At 45.6% G+C, this 19612-nt stretch carries 16 protein-coding genes and 2 tRNA genes; 9 read left to right on the forward strand and 9 right to left on the reverse strand.

Annotated features, from left to right (window positions below; genetic code table 11):
• Positions 1-77: 77 nt before the first annotated feature.
• Positions 78-980: a helix-turn-helix domain-containing protein gene (locus ACHLI0_RS00485; RefSeq protein ID WP_055217569.1), complete on the forward strand. Its 903-nt coding sequence runs from the start codon at positions 78-80 to the stop codon at positions 978-980.
• Positions 981-997: 17 nt separating this feature from the next.
• Here ACHLI0_RS00485 and ACHLI0_RS00490 read toward each other — a convergent pair whose 3' ends face one another.
• Complete coding sequence (locus tag ACHLI0_RS00490; protein WP_016267785.1) at positions 998-1582, reverse strand: Crp/Fnr family transcriptional regulator; 585 nt, start codon at positions 1580-1582, stop codon at positions 998-1000.
• A 100-nt stretch (positions 1583-1682) separates the two neighbouring features.
• Between ACHLI0_RS00490 and ACHLI0_RS00495 the strand changes: the two genes are divergently transcribed.
• A complete protein-coding gene (locus ACHLI0_RS00495; protein ID WP_490748206.1) occupies positions 1683-2417 on the forward strand; it encodes a DUF3845 domain-containing protein in 735 nt (244 codons plus the stop codon).
• 170 nt (positions 2418-2587) lie between these two features.
• On the opposite strand, the gene ACHLI0_RS00500 is transcribed toward ACHLI0_RS00495, so the two are convergent.
• The 3 genes from ACHLI0_RS00500 to ACHLI0_RS00510 all read right to left on the reverse strand — a co-directional run bounded on the left by ACHLI0_RS00500 (position 2588) and on the right by ACHLI0_RS00510 (position 3085).
• Positions 2588-2794 (reverse strand): hypothetical protein, encoded by a 207-nt coding sequence (locus ACHLI0_RS00500; RefSeq protein WP_008763408.1) that lies wholly within the window; start codon positions 2792-2794, stop codon positions 2588-2590.
• Positions 2795-2860: 66 nt separating this feature from the next.
• Positions 2861-2932: transfer RNA gene (locus ACHLI0_RS00505), tRNA-Glu, on the reverse strand.
• 66 nt (positions 2933-2998) lie between these two features.
• Positions 2999-3085 (reverse strand) — tRNA-Ser (locus ACHLI0_RS00510).
• 680 nt (positions 3086-3765) lie between these two features.
• On the opposite strand from ACHLI0_RS00510, the gene ACHLI0_RS00515 reads away from it, so the two are divergent.
• The 3 genes from ACHLI0_RS00515 (at position 3766) to ACHLI0_RS00525 (ending at position 8301) form a co-directional block, all read left to right on the forward strand.
• Complete coding sequence (locus ACHLI0_RS00515; RefSeq protein ID WP_055217571.1) at positions 3766-4209, forward strand: hypothetical protein; 444 nt, start codon at positions 3766-3768, stop codon at positions 4207-4209.
• Positions 4210-4524: 315 nt separating this feature from the next.
• Positions 4525-6192: a putative transporter gene (locus tag ACHLI0_RS00520; RefSeq protein ID WP_490748207.1), complete on the forward strand. Its 1668-nt coding sequence runs from the start codon at positions 4525-4527 to the stop codon at positions 6190-6192.
• A 114-nt stretch (positions 6193-6306) separates the two neighbouring features.
• Positions 6307-8301, forward strand: coding sequence for a fructose-1,6-bisphosphatase (locus tag ACHLI0_RS00525; RefSeq protein WP_215643379.1), 1995 nt, complete (start codon positions 6307-6309; stop codon positions 8299-8301).
• A gap of 265 nt (positions 8302-8566) precedes the next feature.
• On the opposite strand, the gene ACHLI0_RS00530 is transcribed toward ACHLI0_RS00525, so the two are convergent.
• From ACHLI0_RS00530 to ACHLI0_RS00550, 5 genes are all read right to left on the reverse strand, one after another.
• The gene (locus ACHLI0_RS00530; RefSeq protein ID WP_117977530.1) at positions 8567-9715 is read right to left on the reverse strand and encodes an LA_2272 family surface repeat-containing protein; all 1149 of its coding nucleotides are present in this window, start codon (positions 9713-9715) and stop codon (positions 8567-8569) included.
• A 63-nt stretch (positions 9716-9778) separates the two neighbouring features.
• Positions 9779-11437, reverse strand: coding sequence for an AMP-binding protein (locus ACHLI0_RS00535; protein ID WP_117977529.1), 1659 nt, complete (start codon positions 11435-11437; stop codon positions 9779-9781).
• Positions 11438-12006: 569 nt separating this feature from the next.
• Positions 12007-13077 carry a GDP-L-fucose synthase family protein gene (locus ACHLI0_RS00540; protein ID WP_490748208.1) on the reverse strand — a complete coding sequence of 357 codons (1071 nt, stop codon included), beginning with the start codon at positions 13075-13077 and terminating at the stop codon, positions 12007-12009.
• A 104-nt stretch (positions 13078-13181) separates the two neighbouring features.
• Positions 13182-14252 (reverse strand): GDP-mannose 4,6-dehydratase, encoded by a 1071-nt coding sequence (gene gmd / locus ACHLI0_RS00545; RefSeq protein ID WP_490748209.1) that lies wholly within the window; start codon positions 14250-14252, stop codon positions 13182-13184.
• A gap of 76 nt (positions 14253-14328) precedes the next feature.
• Positions 14329-15498: a dicarboxylate/amino acid:cation symporter gene (locus ACHLI0_RS00550; RefSeq protein WP_490749541.1), complete on the reverse strand. Its 1170-nt coding sequence runs from the start codon at positions 15496-15498 to the stop codon at positions 14329-14331.
• A gap of 109 nt (positions 15499-15607) precedes the next feature.
• Between ACHLI0_RS00550 and gnd the strand changes: the two genes are divergently transcribed.
• The 4 genes from gnd (at position 15608) to pgl (ending at position 19594) form a co-directional block, all read left to right on the forward strand.
• Positions 15608-17083 (forward strand): decarboxylating NADP(+)-dependent phosphogluconate dehydrogenase, encoded by a 1476-nt coding sequence (gene gnd, locus ACHLI0_RS00555; RefSeq protein ID WP_418204678.1) that lies wholly within the window; start codon positions 15608-15610, stop codon positions 17081-17083.
• Positions 17076-17243, forward strand: a complete 168-nt coding sequence (locus ACHLI0_RS00560; protein WP_165360425.1) for a hypothetical protein — start codon at positions 17076-17078, stop codon at positions 17241-17243. Before gnd ends, ACHLI0_RS00560 begins: the two co-directional genes overlap by 8 nt.
• Positions 17244-17384: 141 nt before the next feature.
• Positions 17385-18881, forward strand: a complete 1497-nt coding sequence (gene zwf, locus ACHLI0_RS00565) for a glucose-6-phosphate dehydrogenase (protein WP_008763420.1) — start codon at positions 17385-17387, stop codon at positions 18879-18881.
• Entirely contained in the window at positions 18878-19594 is a 717-nt protein-coding gene (pgl, locus tag ACHLI0_RS00570) for a 6-phosphogluconolactonase (RefSeq protein WP_055217577.1), read from the forward strand. Before zwf ends, pgl begins: the two co-directional genes overlap by 4 nt.
• The last annotated feature ends 18 nt before the right edge of the window (positions 19595-19612 follow it).

The following is a 19612-nucleotide window of genomic DNA, read 5'->3' on the forward strand; positions in this document are numbered from 1 at the left end:
TTGGCAGATAATCTCTCGCCTTAGGTTGAATATCTCATTATTACTGGTATCTTTGTCGCAACCAAAAGAGAGAGTGTATGGATATTCAAGTTGTTCCTAAGATAGGTATTTCTTCGGTAGTTCATTCTAAACATATAGATCCGGATAGTATTGATGTGGTTGGCAATGATATAGCGCTCTTCGACACGGAGAGCGTTATTTCCCTTTATAATGGCCCCAGTAAACTGGAAGTGGTGAGCATCGGACTTTGTCTGGAAGGCTCTACTCGTTTTAATATCAGTCTGCGTGAGTTTGAACTGATTCCGGGAAGAATGGTTATTGCGTTGCCCAATCAGATTATCGAACATCGTCAGTTCAGTTCCAATTTCAGAGGGATTTTCTTTGCTGTATCAAAAAGTCTGTTGGAATCATTGCCCAAAGTAGGTAATGTGCTTTCCTTCTTTTTCTTTCTGAAAGATTACCCTTGCTTTGATCTCAACTTGCACGAGCAGGAAATGATTAAAGAGTATCACGCTTTTATCAGAAAGAGATTGAAAAACAAAGACGATAGGTACCGTAGGGAGGTAGTAATGGGATTGATGCAGGGCTTCTTCTTTGAGCTTTGCAATATCTTCAACAGTTATGCTCCGGATGCTTCTGCCGTTGTCAAAAGTAAAAGTCGTAAAGAATATATATTTGAGCGCTTCTATGAATCTTTGGTTCAGTCTTATCAGTCGGAGCGTAGCGTGAAGTTTTATGCGGATCAGTTGTGTCTTACGCCGAAACATCTGTCCGGAGTTGTCAAGGAAGTCAGCGGGAAGACGGTAGGGGAGTGGATTGACGAATTAGTGATTCTGGAAGCGAAGGCACTCTTGAATTCTTCGAGCATGAACATACAGGAGATAGCCGACCGTTTAAACTTTGCCAACCAGTCATTCTTTGGTAAATACTTTAAGCATTATACCGGTATGTCTCCCAAAGAATACCGGAAAAGCAGATAGCTCCCAAAATTACAAAACTACAGAACGCCTGAACGTACTCGGCTCAATGTTTCCGGTGTCATCAGCAGGTAAGAAGCGATGTGTGCCAAAGGTGCCCGTTTGATGATTTCCGGATGAGTTTCGAGCAATAGATTATAACGTTCGCGGGCGGATTCGAAACGCCAGGAATCGGCTTTGGTTTGCGATACAATCAGGGAATATTCAAGTATCTTCCGATAGAACATATTGATTTCCCAGTTTTGCTTTGTCAGCTGCATCATTTTGTCATAAGGGAACAGGTATATGACAGCAGGCTCCAGTGTCTCTATGATCAATCGGGTAGGGACTTGTTTCAGCAGACTTTCGATACACATCAGGATACAGCCTTCGTATGAGAAGTGTTCGGTAACGTCTTTTCCGTTTTTATAATAATATTGCCGGAGCATCCCTTTCCCGACAAAAACTAATTCATGGGCTACTTCTCCTTCATTAAGTGCGATCACTCCTTTAGGATATTCTTCACGTATCAGGATGCTTTCTATCTGCCGGCGTCCCTCTATACTCATTTCGGGAAAGCGGGAATTTACGACGGCATTTACAGTTTCTCTTAGTAGTGTATCCATGTCATTATAGTCTTGTTATGTGCAAAAGTACTAAAAACGGTTGATATAAATCAAGTTGATTCAAAAAAGATGTATCTTTGTCTCCAAAATAAGGATGTATATGATAATGAATAAGATAGTAGGAATGGCAGCTTTACTGCTTTGTCTGACAGGGTGTGTCAGAGATAATGATGCAATATATTACCCTGTAGGCGATGTGGATATTGAAAGAGGAGGTCCGGCGTTGGAAGTCGGAGAGGGGGATGTATTGGTAGGGCGGAGTTTTAATGAAGAAGATTATGTGCTGGATACGATAGCCCAATATCCGAATGATCCGACTTTGGGTAAACTGACGTTTATGATTGACTTGAAAAATCAACAGAAAGATCAGAACGTCGCAGATTTCAACGGAGTGGGTAAATCAAAACTGACTATGAGTCTTGGTTATAAGGATGGTAATTACCCGTCGGAGAGTCAGGTTCCTATTTATACTTCTCAGGACGTCACAGCTAAATATGCAGTCAAACTTCGTCTGAAAGGAGAATTGCTTGTGTCCGGTGATGAATGGATGATCGATTATGTGTATGCGCAGCTGGCCAGCTTGTTTCAGCCTTATCCGCCTGCGAATTTCCCCGAAGTCTTTATGTGCAAGGGAGGTATGAAGTTGGGGACTTTCGATTCGTTCCGAAGAACCTGTACTTTCGATATCACTTATGATCGTTCCGACCTCTCTTTTAGTCAATTATACTTCAATTTATTTATCAATCTGGCCGGTCAGAAGCGGGAAAACAGAGTCCGACTGCGGATTGATAAAGAGTCTTACTTTGAATTGTACGAGCAGAGTGAAGAAATGTAAGTAAGCAGCGTTTTTCTTCATTTATTGACGGGTATCCATGTGAAAGACAATCGTTTTACATGGATATAACATTCTTTTACAGAAAAAACTTTGAATGCTCAAATAATTATTAAATCTTTTAACATCTTAATACAATACCAATAAGCATATTCTTCTTTTTTTAATTATGCTTATTTTACCTCTTCTACTTTATATTCATCCTTAACTTTCCTGCATTTAAAGACGCAGTAATCCGGATTATTTAAAGCATTATCAAGGCTTTGTGGCAAAACGATCTCTTTCGTCTGTTTGTTGATTGCTATCAATGCGTAATAAATACCTTCTTCTTTGCATTGTTCAATCAATACCTTTTTTAATTCTTTTACGTTATATTCCATTTCTTGAGATATGAACCCAATAAAAAAGCCTCTTACTTCAATGTAAGAGGCTAACTAAAATAAGAGTAGTGGGTACGAGAATCGAACTCGTATTACATGCGTGAGAGGCATGTGTCCTAACCGTTAGACGAACCCACCGGCTTTTGATAGATTTAAAAAGAGCCAAGTCTATAAAACTTAGCTCTTTTTATCTAGAGAATCTTGCGGAAGCTGGGGGATTCGAACCCCCGGTACGGTTACCCGTACGTCAGTTTAGCAAACTGGTGGTTTCAGCCACTCACCCAAACTTCCTTGAACCCGCATTCTCTCTCAAATGCGGTGCAAATATAGGGGGAACTTTTGGACTACGCAAATCTTTTAGCAAGATTTTTTTTACTTGTTTTTTGATGAAAGAGATAACTTGCTATGTTTCAAATGTTAAACGGATTATTTTTTTTGAGAATATTTTTTCTCACTATTCATGGGAGAAAACGATTACCTTATTAATTATTATAGAAGCCTGTGGTGTCATCAGATTTTTTACATCAGTATTTGCCATTTTACGTTTGTCTCCATGGCTTCTTGAGAAGTTTATTAAAAAAAAGAGCATAAAAAAAGGCTATCTATCCCAGACAGCCAATCTTTTTGTTAACCTTAAATCTAATACTATGAAAAACACATTGCAAATATACGGAGTTTTGTGATATCTGCAAATAAATCGGGCTAAATGGCTTGATTTATAACATTGATTAAATAATTGAATATTTGATTCAATGTTTATTAAGGTTTTAGAGGGCTGGGAGCGTGTCTTCTTGGCTATCTGGGAATCTGTAAGGTATCCAGTACGTTGGGGGGATTTACCTCTTCCATTAGGTGAATTCCCCTAAACAAGTAGGAATTTTCAATTTCATAAGGAGAATTCATTCTCTACTTTTGTGATATCGAAAGATAAATGATAGGATTAATAAAGGAACCATTAAAAATAAAGGAATATGAAAACGAACGCATTTAGATACTTAGGACTGGCTTTAATGGCTGTGTTAACGTTGAGTCTGACTTCTTGTGAAGTAGAAATCGATAGTTTTTATGATGATGATAATATTGGTGGTGGTTACTACAATCGTTCTTCTGATTTATGTAGTCGTACATGGGTAAGTTTTTATCGGGATGTGGACGGTAACCGTTGCCGTCAGGAACTCGACTTTTATTTGGACCGGACAGGTGTTGATTTTATTCGGGTGGAATATCCTAATGGACATGTGGAGACATTCGAATACCATTTCCGCTGGAACTGGGAGAATTATGCACAGACTTCCATTCGAATGGATTACGGTCGCAATGATGTATCTTATCTGGATGATGTATACATCGGAGGAAATCGGTTGAGCGGTTATCTGGATGGTCGGAATAATTTCGTAGAATATACAGGTAGGTGAGATAACAGCCGGCAGATGGAAAGTGCCGGCAAATGAAAAGAAAATGATGATTACACAAAAGATGACAGGTAGAGAGATTTCGGATAACGACAGGTAGAAAGATACCACATGGAATAGGTTGAAAAGGTAAAAAGCGATAGGTGGAGGTGACAGGTAAAAAGATTGCGGATAACAGACAGATAATTTAAAGGATAACATATAAGATTTCAGGATATTAAGAATTTAGAGAAGAGATAGGGCGCGAAATGAAAGCTTAAAAGTTTTGAATGGGACTAAATAGTTTTTATCTTTGCGCCCTATTAGTATGTTTAATTCATGGAGTGGTTATATAATCTGTTTCTCGAACATTCTGCCTTACAGGCAGTTGTGGTGCTTTCACTGATTTCTGCGATTGGGCTGGGGCTGGGAAGAGTGCATTTCTGGGGAGTATCTCTGGGAGTCACTTTTGTTTTTTTTGCAGGTATCCTTGCCGGACATTTCGGGCTTTCGGTTGACCCACAGATGCTGAATTATGCAGAAAGTTTCGGATTGGTTATTTTCGTATATTCACTGGGGCTTCAGGTAGGGCCCGGTTTCTTCAGTTCTTTCCGGAAAGGAGGGGTGACGCTGAATATGTTGGCGTTGGCCGTAGTTCTGTTGGGTACTTTGCTGACTGTTGTTGCCAGTTATGCGACAGGTGTGTCGCTTCCTGATATGGTGGGTATCCTTTGCGGAGCCACTACTAATACTCCTGCCTTGGGAGCTGCGCAGCAGACACTTAAACAAATGGGCATAGAAAGCAGTACTCCGGCTTTGGGGTGTGCGGTAGCCTATCCGATGGGAGTGATCGGTGTGATTCTTGCCGTACTGCTGATTCGTAAATTCCTGGTTCATAAAGAAGACTTGGAGATCAAAGAAAAGGACGATGCTAACAAAACCTTTATTGCAGCGTTTCAAGTGCATAATCCCGCTATTTTTAATAAAAGTATCAAGGATATAGCTCAGATGAGTTATCCGAAATTTGTGATTTCCCGTTTGTGGCGTGACGGTCATGTCAGTATTCCTACCTCCGACAAGGTATTGAAGGAAGGCGACCGCCTGTTGGTGATCACAGCGGAAAAGAATGTCCTGGCTCTGACAGTACTTTTCGGCGAACAGGAAGAAAATACGGACTGGAACAAGGAAGATATAGACTGGAATGCAATTGACAGCGAATTGATCTCGCAGCGTATCGTCGTAACCCGCCCCGAACTGAATGGAAAGAAACTTGGCTCATTGAGACTAAGAAACCATTATGGAATCAATATCAGCCGTGTGTACCGTTCGGGTGTGCAACTGCTTGCTACTCCGGAACTGATTCTCCAGCTGGGCGACCGCCTGACGGTAGTAGGTGAGGCAGCAGCCATTCAGAATGTAGAAAAAGTATTGGGAAATGCAGTGAAAAGTCTGAAAGAACCTAATCTTGTTGTCATATTTATAGGCATCGTATTAGGATTGGCATTGGGAGCGATCCCGTTCTCCATACCGGGAATCAGTACCCCCGTGAAGCTGGGGCTGGCAGGCGGACCGATTATCGTGGGTATCCTGCTGGGAACTTTCGGCCCACGGATACACATGATCACTTACACTACCCGCAGCGCCAATCTGATGCTGCGCGCCTTGGGGCTTTCCATGTATCTAGCCTGTCTTGGTCTGGATGCCGGCGCCCATTTCTTCGATACCGTCTTCCGTCCGGAAGGATTACTTTGGATAGCTTTGGGAGCCGGGCTGACAATTATCCCGACAGTTATGGTCGGCTTTGTCGCTTTCAAGATTATGAAGATAGATTTCGGCAGTGTATCCGGTATGTTGTGCGGCAGTATGGCGAATCCGATGGCACTGAATTATGCCAACGATACGATACCGGATGACAATCCTTCCGTCGCTTATGCTACGGTATATCCGTTGTGTATGTTTCTGCGTGTGATCATTGCGCAGGTGCTGTTGATGTTTTTATTGGGCTGACGATGAACATTAAAGGCTGGAATTTGTAATAAGTAGATGATAAATCGTTATATTTATAGCGATAAACGATAAGTCGATAAATAGCATATTGTAAATAGTAAAATAGTACATATAATGACTGCTCAAAGTAATATAACTCCTGAAAGCATAGTTGGCGATCTCCGCTACTTGCAGTTGCTTTCCCGGAGTTTTCCTACTATTGCCGATGCAAGTACGGAAATAATTAATCTGGAGGCTATCCTGAATCTGCCTAAAGGAACGGAGCATTTCTTGACAGACATACACGGTGAATACGAAGCCTTCCAACATGTATTAAAGAATGCTTCGGGTGCGGTAAAACGCAAAGTGAACGAGATTTTCGGCAATACCCTGCGCGAAGCGGAGAAGAAAGAACTCTGCACGTTGATCTATTATCCGGAAGAGAAAATTCAGCTGGTAAAAGCCCGCGAGAAGGATCTGGACGACTGGTATCTGATCACTCTGAACCAGTTGGTGAAGGTTTGTCAGAATGTATCTTCCAAATACACCCGTTCCAAAGTTCGAAAATCCCTGCCTGCAGAGTTCTCTTACATCATTCAGGAATTACTGCACGAAACGTCTGTCGAGCCGAATAAGCACGCATATATCAATGTCATCATCAGCACCATAATTTCTACCAAGCGGGCGGATGACTTTATTATAGCTATGTGTAATCTGATTCAGCGTCTGACCATTGACTCTCTTCATATTGTGGGTGATATATATGACCGTGGTCCCGGAGCACACATCATCATGGATACTTTGTGCAATTACCACAACTTCGACATTCAATGGGGCAACCACGATATCCTGTGGATGGGAGCCGCTTCCGGCAATGACAGTTGCATAGCCAACGTAATCCGTATGTCCATGCGCTACGGCAATCTGGGTACTCTTGAAGACGGTTATGGAATCAATCTGCTTCCTTTGGCAACTTTCGCCATGGATACTTATGCCGATGATCCGTGTACCATCTTTATGCCGAAGATGAATTTTGCCGATGGCAATTACAATGAGAAGACTTTGCGTCTGATCACTCAGATGCATAAGGCGATTACGATTATCCAGTTTAAGCTGGAAGCTGAAATAATAGACCGTCGTCCGGAGTTCGGGATGAGTAACCGGAAGCTGTTGGAGAAGATCGATTTTGAGCGTGGAGTCTTTGTGTACGAAGGCAAAGAATATGCCCTGCGTGACACAAACTTCCCGACCGTAGACCCTGCCGATCCTTATCGACTGACCGACGAAGAACGGGAACTTGTGGAAAAGATTCACTATTCGTTTATGAATAGTGAGAAGTTGAAGAAGCATATGCGTTGCCTGTTTACGTATGGCGGAATGTATTTGGTTTCCAATTCCAATCTTCTTTATCATGCTTCGGTACCTTTGAATGAGGATGGCAGTTTCAAGCATGTTAAGATACGTGGCAAGGAGTATTGGGGACGTAAGTTGCTCGATAAGGCCGATCAGCTGATTCGTACCGCATACTTTGACGAAGAAGGAGAGGATGATAAAGAATTTGCGATGGACTATATCTGGTATATGTGGTGTGGTCCGGAAGCTCCTCTGTTTGATAAAGATAAGATGGCGACTTTCGAACGCTATTTTCTGGAAGACAAGGAGATACAAAAGGAAAAGAAGGGATATTACTACACGCTTCGCAATCGTGAAGATATCTGCGATCAGATATTAGATGAGTTCGGGGCATTGGGACCTCATTCTCATATCATCAATGGTCATGTGCCTGTAAAGACAATTCAAGGTGAACAGCCGATGAAGGCAAATGGCAAACTGTTCGTTATTGACGGAGGATTCTCCAAAGCCTATCAGCCGGAGACGGGAATTGCGGGCTATACGCTTGTCTACCATTCTCACGGGATGCAGTTGGTGCAGCATGAGCCGTTCCAGTCTAGGCAGAAAGCTATTGAAGAAGGATTGGATATCAAGTCAACCAACTTTGTGCTGGAGTTCAATTCGCAACGGATGATGGTGAAAGACACCGATAAAGGGAAGGAACTTGTGACGCAGATTCAGGATTTGAAGAAGTTGCTTGTGGCTTATCGCATCGGGTTGATTAAAGAGAAAGTATAAATAAGTAATAATAGGTAGGGGCTGACTAAAAAGTCGGTACTATCTTCATTGGGGATGACCCAAAAGTCGGTAGTATCTCCATTCTCCTCCTTCTGGAAGGAGGAGTGGTCGAAGACCGAGGTGGTAGGAAAAATGATGTGTATTTCTATTCTGATGTAAATGATAGAGTTATGTATTTATCTACCACCTCCCCCTACGGGTACTCCTCCTTCCTGAAGGAGGAGATTAGAGATACTACTGACTTTTTAGTCCCCCCTAATTAGTTTTAGAAGAGGACAATGCCCGCTTCTATGATCGCTCCTTTATCGAAATTACCGGATTTGTTGTAATACCGTGTCAGTCCGTAACCACCGGTGGCAAAGATGCCGAATTTCTTGCTGATCTGATATTCCAGATTCGCTCGTGCCTGCAATCCATAAAGCCGTCGGGGAATCACTTCATCCTTGTTGGAACACGTTTCTATATGCTGGAATCCGAGATCACCGCTAATGGACAAACCTTTGTAAACAGGCACCGCCAGTCCGGCACGGTAAGACGTGCTGATAGAAAACTTATCGTTCAGATTCTGATCGAATGCACCCACTCCCAAGATCGTATAAAACAGTTGGTTCTTGAAGCGCACTCCTATGTTGGCGGGCGTGACGTTACCGCCATATACCATCATTTGTATCCTTGTATCGGGATTCGCGTTCACGAGGCCGAGCTGCAATCCCTTCATATCTTCCCTGTAGTAATTGACCAGACCGATCTGAAAGCCATGAGCCTTCGTCGCATAGTTGCATAACCCGATCTGTGCGCCATTCAGGTCTTTAGCGGTGATGTTGGCGATACCGGCAATCTGCAGACCGTTCATGTTTTCGCCTACCACATTCAAGAGTCCGGAAGTCATCATACCGTTGAAACTCTGTCCCGTGATATTTGACACGCCGGAAAACTGAAATCCCGAAGCCATGTTTCCCGTCACATTCATCAGACCACTTATCATTACTCCCGAGTTGTTGTCCCCACCGATGCCGGTAAGTCCCGAAATAATGACGCCCTTTGAGCCGTCACCCGTGATATTCACCAGTCCGGCGGCGGAAAGCCCTACGGTGTTGTCTCCGCTGATATTGCTGACACCCGCTATCTGAACACCCCGCATCGTACCACCGGCAAGATTGGCTAATCCTGTGATCTGTACTCCGTTCATATCTCCATGAATGACGCTTCCCAGCGCATTGATGCCAACGCCGTTGAGACGGTTCAGCGTAGACAGCAGACCGAGGTTTACATAAGTCGTCTGAGTGCTGTCATACGGCTGTGTGCAGATATCTTTCCAGAAGGAAAGGTTGATGCCCGCACTCTTGTTCTGTGCCGGCAAACAAACGGCAGCCATCAGAACAGCTGCCGTGAATATTGTTTTTATTATCTTCATCTTTATTATAACTCTTTTTTTCAGTTTAGGTTCACAGAGTATTCCTTTAATCCTAGACTTCCTTTATCCTTTCGCTTCTTGATACAGATAGCGTTTGATACTCTTCTTCGGAGTCTTTTCAAACTCTTCGGGGTATATCTTCATTTTTAGTATTTGGCTGTATGCCGGTAACATGGCGTTCAGTGCTACGCGGTTTTCTTCCATTACCCGTTCGATATCCTCATTCTTCAAGCCGTGGGCAAATGCTTCGTCAAAGTCCGGATAAACCAGTCCGACGAGTTTCTCGTTCTGCTGTACGATGATGCTTTCCGATACGTATGGCAGGTTGTTCAGCTTGTCTTCGATTTCTTCCGGATAGATGTTCTGTCCGCTGGCGCTGAGCAACATATTCTTGCTGCGTCCCTTGATGGTGATATTGCCTTCGGCGTCCATCAAGGCGAGGTCGCCCGTGTGCAGCCAGCCGTCTTTGTCGATCACTGCTTCTGTCGCTTCGCTGTTCTTGTAATATCCCAACATTACGTTAGGGCCTTTGCAGACGATTTCGCCAACGATATTCTCCGGATCGGAAGACAGCACCCGTACGTCCATACGCGGCGCGGCTTTTCCGCACGAACCCGGCTTGAATCTTGTCCAGTCTTCGTAGCAGATGATCGGACCGCATTCTGTCATGCCGTAGCCTACCGTATAAGGGAAGTCTATCATTTTAAGGAATTGTTCCACCTCCTGGTTGAAGGCTGCTCCACCTACGATGATTTCTCTGAAGTTTCCACCGAACGCTTTGATCATTTCTTCGCGTATGGTTGCTTTTATCTTGTCGTTGATGATAGGTACTTTGAGTAAGATTTTCATGGTCGGCGTTTCCAGTTTCGGGAGTACGCTCTTCTTGATAATCTTTTCGATGATGAGCGGAACGGCGACGATGAGATTCGGTTTTACTTCTTCGAATGCCTGGAAGATAATCTTCGGACTCGGCATACGGGTGAGGAAGTAGATGTGGCAGCCGACGGAGAACTCATAGAGGAACTCGAAGGCCAGTCCGTACATATGTGCCATAGGAAGCATGGAGACGATCTTGTCTCCGGCTTTCAGTTCGAGCACTTCATACGCGAACTTGGTGTTCGACCAGAGGCTGCGGTAGGGGAGCATGACTCCTTTTGAGTAGCTCGTTGTACCGGACGTGTAGTTGATTACTGCCAGTTCTTCGGGTTCATCCTTGTGGTATTCGATGTGTTCTTTGCGGAAGTTCTTCGGATATTTCTTGCCGAACATTTCATTCAGATGTTCGCGTGCGTGCGTCAGTCGTTCGCTGCGTGATACCAGTAAGGTGAAGTCATTCATCATCAGGATACCTTCCAGCAGGGGCATTGCCGATTCGTTGAGGTTTTCCCACACCATGTCTCCCACGAATAGTAATTTGGCTTCGGAGTGGTTGACGATGTTGTGCACATTGTCTGCCTTGAACTCGTGAAGGATGGGGACGATGACTGCTCCATACGTCAGCGTGGCGAGGAAAGTGACTCCCCAATGGGAACTGTTTCGGCCGCAAACGGCGATTTTGTCTCCCTTGCGGATTCCGCTTTCTTCGAAGATGATATGGAGTTTTTCGATTTTTCGAGCAACGTCTTTATACTGAAGGGTGGCTCCCTTGTAATCTGTCAGGGCGTCTAAGTCCCAATTGTTCTTGATACTATTTTCAATGTAAGCTATAAAACTCTTTTCCATTGTTTTTGCACATTTGGTATTAAATTGTGCAAATATAGTAATTAAATTAAGAATGAAGAATTAAGAATGAAGATTTTTTGGAAATGAGGAGTCTTGGGGTAATAAGGGACTAAGATGTGGAAGTAAGGGGAAGGTGTGGGGAAGTTATCAATGCTTGTTAGGGTCGATAAGAATGCATGGTAATGTCATTAACAATGCTTGTTAAGACAGTTCACAATGCATGTCGCAGTCATTAACATGGATTAATCCGAAAAAACGGTTTGTTTCTTTTTGATTTTGGAAATGAGCTGAATTAGAGCTGATAATATTTTTATTGGGGTGATTAACAAGTCGATTCTATCTCTATTCTCCTCCTTCGGGAAGGAGGAGTGGTCGCAGACCGAGGTGGTAGGAGAAATAATGTTTGTTCCTATTTCTTTGTAAATGATAGGGTTATGTATTCACCTACCACCTCCCCCTACGGGTACTCCTCCTTCCCGAAGGAGGAGATTTAAGATACTATTGACTTTTTAGTCAGCCCCTCGATGTGGATAGAATCGACTTTTAGTTACCCTAATCCGTGCGGATAGTTATTTCAAGTACCATTCGTACATTCTCCGTACTCCTTCCTCGATTTCTATTTTGTGATGCCATCCCAAAGAGTGTAGTTTGGACGGATCGGTCAGTTTGCGCATAGTGCCGTCCGGTTTGCTGCTGTCGAAGGTTAGTTTGCCTTGATAGCCTACCGTTTCTACAATTCGTTCGGCGAGTTGGCGGATGGTGATTTCCTTTCCCGTTCCGATGTTGATATGGCAGTTGCGTATATCCTTGTCACCTTCTTTGTAGGTATTTTTGAAGTCCACGTGTTCCATTACGAATACACTGGCGTCGGCCATTTCTTCACTCCAGAGAAACTCGCGCAGGGGAGTTCCCGTGCCCCACAGAGTCACTTCCGTTTCGCTGATACCGTATTTGCGGAGGATATTCAGAATGTCCGCCTTGGGGCTGTCGCCATTGACACCTTCTACGGGACGTTGATTCAGGTCCTTGCGGACAGCTTCCCACTCTCCTTCCTTCAGACAGTGCGCAAGATGAATCTTACGAATCATGGCAGGCAGGACATGGCTGCGTTCCAAGTCAAAATTATCATTCGGACCGTATAAGTTGGTCGGCATCACGGCGATGTAATTCGTGCCGTATTGCAGGTTGAAGCTTTCGCACATTTTCAGTCCGGCGATCTTGGCGATGGCGTATGGCTCATTCGTGTATTCCAACGGTGAAGTCAGCAGGACTTCCTCTTTCATCGGCTGTTCGGCGTCACGCGGATAGATGCAGGTGCTGCCCAGAAACAGCAGTTTCCGGACGTTATGTCGAAAACTTTCACCGATGACGTTCTGCTGTATTTGCAGGTTCTTATAAATGAAGTCGGCACGATAAATACTGTTTGCCATGATGCCGCCTACGAATGCAGCAGCCAGAAACACATACTCCGGTTGCTCTTCGTCGAAAAAACGGCGGACAGCTACACCGTCGAGCAAATCCAGTTCTTGATGCGTACGCCCGATCAGATTGGTATATCCCTTATCCTGTAAATTCTTCCAAATAGCAGAACCCACCAAACCGTGATGCCCTGCTACATAGATTTTAGCATTCTTTTCCATGATTAAGTATCATATATGAACACGGATTACTCCGGTTATGCGCATCTTCTGTAAAAAAAAGAAGAACGTTCAATCGGCGTAATCCGCGTTCGGTTTGAGGTCTGTTAGTGCTTGGTGGCAATCATTCTTCTTACTTTCTCCATGTCATGGCGCACCATGATGCTTACCAGTTCTCCGAACGATGTCTTCCTTGGGTTCCATCCCAACAATGTCCGGGCTTTGGTAGGATCTCCTAACAGTTGTTCCACTTCTGCCGGACGGAAATATTTGGGATCAACCTCTACCAATACTTTTCCGGTAGCCACGTCGATACCCTTTTCGTCCACGCCTTCGCCTTCCCAACGAAGTTCGATGCCTGCCTCCTTGAATGCCAGTGCGGCAAATTCGCGTACGGTGTGCATCTCTCCGGTGGCGATTACGAAATCTTCCGGAACGTCATGCTGAAGAATCAGCCACATACATTCCACGTAATCTTTCGCATATCCCCAGTCACGGCGGGCATCCAGATTACCTAAATACAGCTTGTCCTGCTCGCCTTGCGCGATACGTGCGGCAGCGAGAGAAATCTTGCGGGTAACGAATGTTTCGCCACGACGTTCACTTTCGTGATTGAACAAGATGCCGTTAACGGCAAACATGCCATAGCTTTCGCGGTAGTTCTTGGTGATCCAGAAACCGTACTGCTTTGCCACTCCGTAGGGAGAACGGGGATAGAACGGAGTCGTCTCCTTCTGCGGAACTTCCTGCACCTTACCGAAAAGCTCGGAGGTGGAAGCCTGATATATCCTTGTTTTCGTTTCCAGTCCCAGGATACGTACGGCTTCGAGCATACGCAGTGTGCCGATAGCGTCCGCTTCGGCAGTATATTCGGGCACGTCGAACGATACCTTCACATGACTCTGTGCTGCCAGATTGTAGATTTCATCCGGTTGCACCTGCTGTATGATGCGGATCAGTGAGCTGGAGTCCGTCATATCGCCGTAGTGCAGGTTGATGGTACGTTTTTGTTTCATGTCGCGTACCCATTCGTCAAAGTACAAATGTTCGATACGTCCGGTATTGAATGAGGAAGAACGACGGAGGATACCGTGTACTTTGTAACCTTTTTGCAAGAGAAATTCGGCAAGATAAGAACCATCCTGTCCGGTGATGCCTGATATAAGGGCTGTTTTCATATTCCTTTATTTTTTATTTGAAAATATGGGGGACAAATTTCGTTATTTTATGCTGTATATGCAAACCAAGTCAGTTTTATTTTCCCGTTCCTTTTCCCATCACTTTGTCTATGATCAGTGCGATGGCTCCGTCGCCCGTCACGTTGCAGGCAGTCCCGAAACTGTCCATGGCGATGTAGAGTGCGATCATCAGCGCCTGTGCCGACTCGTCGAAGCCAAGCATCGATTGCAGGATACCGAGTGCTGCCATGATGGCTCCTCCCGGAACGCCCGGTGCGGCTACCATCGTGATGCCCAGCATAAAGATGAATCCGGCAAACAGCGGGAAGTCGAACGGCATTCCCTGCATCATCATCAGTGCCAGTGCGCAGGCCACGATTTTCAGCGTGCTGCCGGACAGGTGAATGGTGGCGCAGAGCGGAATCACGAATCCTGCAATGTCAGCGGATACTCCGTTCTTCTTCGTCTGCTCCAGCGTCACCGGAATGGTGGCGGCGGACGATTGCGTGCCCAATGCGGTGAAATAGGCCGGCATCATCCTGCCCAACAACCGGAACGGATTCTTACGGACAAAGAGTGCCGCAATGGAATACTGAAAGACGAGCAGGAAGATATGCAACAGAAAGATAACTCCGATGATTTTGATAAAGACCATCAGAATGGCATATACTTGTCCGGAATGAGTCATATTCAGGAAAATGCCGAAGATGTAAAGCGGCAGTAAAGGCAGGATGATCGCACTGATCATGCGTACGATGATTTCCTGAAAATCCCGTGCTACACTCTTTAGAGCATCGCTGTGCAGTGCCGCCAGTCCCAATCCCAGTGTGAAGGCAAGGATCAATGCCGTCATGACATTCATCAGCGGAGGGATGGATACGGAGAAGTAGGGGAGAATGCCGTGCGCTTCGCTGACTTCTTCGAGCGGCGCGCCCACTTCGATGAGCGAGGGGAACACGGTGACACCGGTGAAGTAGGACAGGAAGCCGGAGAAGAGCGTCGCACCGTAAGCGATGAGGGCGGTGACAAGCAGCATCTTTCCCGCACCTTTGCCGATGTCGGCAATGGCTACAGTGACCAGTCCGACGATAATGAGCGGAATGGAGAAGTTAAGAAATTCACTGAAAATTCCGTTGAACGTAACGAATATTCGCACCAGCGGAGCCGGAAAAATAGTACCAATGGCAATACCCAAGATGATAGCAATAATGATGCGTGGCAGCAGGTCGATCTTGATTTTCTTCATTCTGATAGTTATTTGTTGACTACAAAAATAGTATTTTAATCTAAAACTAGCGAACAAATGTGCTTTTCAAGTGTTTCTTACATAAACAATATTTTAAAATATATAAGATATGGCAAATCAGAATAAAACAGATATCGGGTTGATCGGTCTGGCAGTGATGGGTGAGAACCTTGCTTTGAATATGGAAAGCAAGGGCTGGCACGTCTCTGTTTATAATCGTACCGTCCCCGGAGTGGAAGAAGGAGTAGTAGACCGCTTTATGAATGGTCGTGCTAAAGGTAAAAACATTGAAGGTTTTACAGATATAAAGGCTTTTGTGGAATCAATTGCCACCCCTCGCAAGATTATGATGATGGTACGTGCCGGCAGTCCGGTAGACGAACTGATGGATCAGCTTTTCCCTTTACTTTCTCCCGGAGATATTCTGATTGACGGTGGTAATTCTAATTACGAAGATACTAATCGCCGTGTAAAATTAGCTGAATCGAAAGGTTTCTTGTTTGTAGGAAGCGGAGTGTCGGGCGGTGAGGAAGGTGCGTTGAACGGTGCTTCCATCATGCCCGGAGGATCGGAGAAAGCGTGGCCGGAAGTGAAGCCTGTCTTGCAGAGCATCGCGGCGAAAGCGCCGGACGGAACTCCTTGTTGCCAGTGGGTAGGCCCTGCCGGATCGGGACATTTTGTGAAGATGATTCACAACGGTATCGAATACGGTGATATGCAGTTGATTGCCGAGGCTTACTGGGTGATGAAGAATCTCATTGATCTGACGAATGAGGAGATGGCGGACGTTTTTGCCCGTTGGAATGAAGGGAAGTTGCGCAGTTATCTGATTGAGATTACTTCTAATATTTTGCGTCACAAGGATAAATCCGGTGGGTATCTGATCGATAAGATTCTCGATGCTGCCGGACAGAAGGGGACGGGAAAATGGTCTGTCATCAATGCGATGGAGTTGGGCATGCCGTTGGGCCTGATTGCCACGGCGGTGTTCGAACGCAGTCTGTCGGCTCAGAAGGAGTTGCGTCATCTGGCTTCCAAGCAGTTCTTGTGCAAGCATACATTACCTATATATAATAAGGCGGAATTGGTGAAGGAGATATTTTCTGCGCTTTACGCTTCCAAGCTGGTGTCGTATGCGCAGGGTTTTGCTGTGTTGCAGCAGGCTTCTGATTCTTTCGGATGGAATCTGGATTTGGCTTCCATTGCCCGTATGTGGCGTGGGGGATGTATCATCCGCAGTATTTTCCTGAATGATATAGCTGCTGCTTTTGAGGCGGCGGATAAGCCGAAGCATTTGTTGCTGGCTCCTTACTTCCGTGAGGAAATCAAGTCTTTGCTCCCCGGATGGAAGAATCTGGTGGCGGAGGCGATGAAGGAGGAATTGCCTGTTCCGGCTTTCTCTTCGGCTTTGAATTATTTTTATTCGCTGACTTCTGACAATTTACCTGCCAATCTGGTGCAGGCGCAACGTGATTATTTCGGTGCGCATACGTTTGAGAGGAAGGATGAGCTGCGCGGACAGTTCTTTCATGAGAATTGGACGGGGCACGGAGGGGAGACGAAGTCGGGGACTTATAATGTGTGAGTACTTTTCTTTTGCCTTGATGCAAAAGAAAGGTACCAAAAGAAAAAATCAAGGCTGCACCTACGGAGCTACTCCGGCCGCATCTCCGGCTAAAGGGCAGGAACTCGCTCCGCTCAAACAGCCTGCCCTTCTTCACGCCGGAGATACAGCCTCCGCTTGACGCTCCTTCGGTGAGGCCGGGAGACCGTTCGGATGGAAAGTTGTAGGTGGGTTTTAGTAGTGGGTGGGTGATTATGCGTTAGGGCGGTTGGTTTAGGTGCGGTGATGGATGGATAAAAGGTAGAAAGTTAAAAATACGACGATGGATAAATTTGCAATGATTATTTTTGGTGCTTCGGGCGACTTGACTAAACGTAAGTTGATGCCCGCATTGTACTCTCTGTATCGGGATAAACGGCTGACGGGGAGTTTTACTGTTCTGGGAATTGGGCGTACTGTCTATTCTGATGAAGATTACCGTTCATATATACTTGGGGAGTTGCAGCAGTTTGTAAAGGCTGAAGAGCAGAATTTGGAGCTGATGTCTTCTTTTGTTTCTCATTTGTATTATTTGCCGATGGACCCTGCGAAAGTGGAGGGATATTCGCAGTTGCGGGAGCGTTTGGTAGAGCTTACGAAGGAGGTCGATCCGGATAATTTGTTGTTCTATCTGGCTACTCCGCCTTCGCTGTATGGGGTGGTGCCTTTGCATTTGAAGGCGGCCGGGCTGAATACTCCTCATTCTCGTATTATTGTTGAGAAGCCGTTCGGGTATGATCTGGAGTCGGCGCTTGAGTTGAATAAGATTTACTCTTCTGTGTTTGATGAGCATCAGATTTATCGTATCGATCATTTTCTAGGTAAGGAGACGGCGCAGAATGTGCTTGCTTTCCGTTTCGCCAATGGTATTTTTGAGCCGTTATGGAATCGTAATTATATAGATTATGTGGAGATTACTGCTGTAGAGAATCTGGGCATTGAGCAGCGTGGAGGTTTTTACGAGACGGCGGGGGCTTTGCGGGATATGGTGCAGAATCACCTGATTCAGCTCGTAGCTCTTACGGCTATGGAGCCGCCGGCGGTATTCAATGCGGATAATTTCCGGAATGAGGTAGTGAAGGTTTATGAGTCACTGACTCCGCTTACGGAGACGGACTTGAATGAACATATCGTTCGCGGACAATATACGGCTTCGGGCAATAAGAAGGGGTATCGTGAGGAAAAGGGAGTGGCTCCCGACTCGCGTACGGAGACTTATATTGCGATGAAGTTGGGCATCAGTAACTGGCGTTGGAGCGGGGTACCGTTCTACATCCGTACCGGTAAGCAGATGCCGACGAAGGTGACGGAGATTGTCGTTCATTTCCGCGAGACGCCCCATCAGATGTTCCGTTGTTCCGGCGGTAACTGTCCGAGGGCTAATAAGTTGATCCTTCGTTTGCAACCAAACGAGGGTATTGTGCTGAAGATCGGAATGAAGGTTCCGGGTGCAGGTTTCGAAGTCCGTCAGGTGACGATGGATTTCAGTTACGCACAGTTGGGCGGCGTGCCGAGTGGTGACGCTTATGCCCGTCTGATTGACGACTGCATTCAGGGAGATCCGACCTTATTTACTCGAAGTGATGCTGTAGAGGCTTCCTGGAACTTCTTTGATCCGGTCTTACGTTATTGGAAAGATAATCCGGACGCACCTTTGTACGGCTATCCGGCAGGTACGTGGGGACCTCTCGAAAGTGAAGCTATGATGCACGAGCATGGGGCAGACTGGACCAACCCGTGTAAGAACTTAACAAATACAGACCAATATTGCGAACTATGAAACTATCTGTTTTCCCGTCGTCTATGGAGACAGCCCGTTCGTTGATATTCCACCTGGTGGATATCATGAATGCTGAACCGGACAAAACGTTCAACATAGCAGTGAGTGGTGGCAGCACTCCCGCCTTGATGTTTGATTTATGGGCAAATGAATACGCTGATATTACTCCTTGGAAGCGTATGAAACTTTATTGGGTAGACGAACGTTGCGTTCCTCCCGAAGATTCTGATAGTAATTATGGAATGATGCGTTCCCTGCTTTTGGGGATAGTGCCCATTCCTTACGAAAATGTATACCGCATCCGCGGAGAAGTAAAACCGGCAAAAGAAGCAGCCCGCTATTCCGAACTTGTCAGCCGGCAGGTACCCAAGAAAAATGGCTGGCCCGAATTTGACATTGTGCTGTTGGGAGCGGGAGATGACGGACATACTTCCTCTATCTTCCCTGGACAGGAGGCTTTGCTCTCTTCCGACCAGATTTATGTGACCAGCACTCATCCCCGCAACGGACAGAAACGTATTGCGATGACCGGATTCCCGATTCTGACCGCCCGCCTTGTTATTTTTCTGATTACCGGAAAAGCGAAGGCGGAAGTGGTGGAAGAAATCTGCCACTCGGGAGATACGGGACCGGCGGCTTATATAGCGCATCATGCGGAGAATGTCGAACTCTTTATGGATGCCGGAGCCGCGATGTATGTGCGGAATGACTGAAGAGAGAAGTTACAGGAG

The sequence above is a fragment of the Bacteroides sp. RCH18 genome (genome assembly GCF_058231005.1).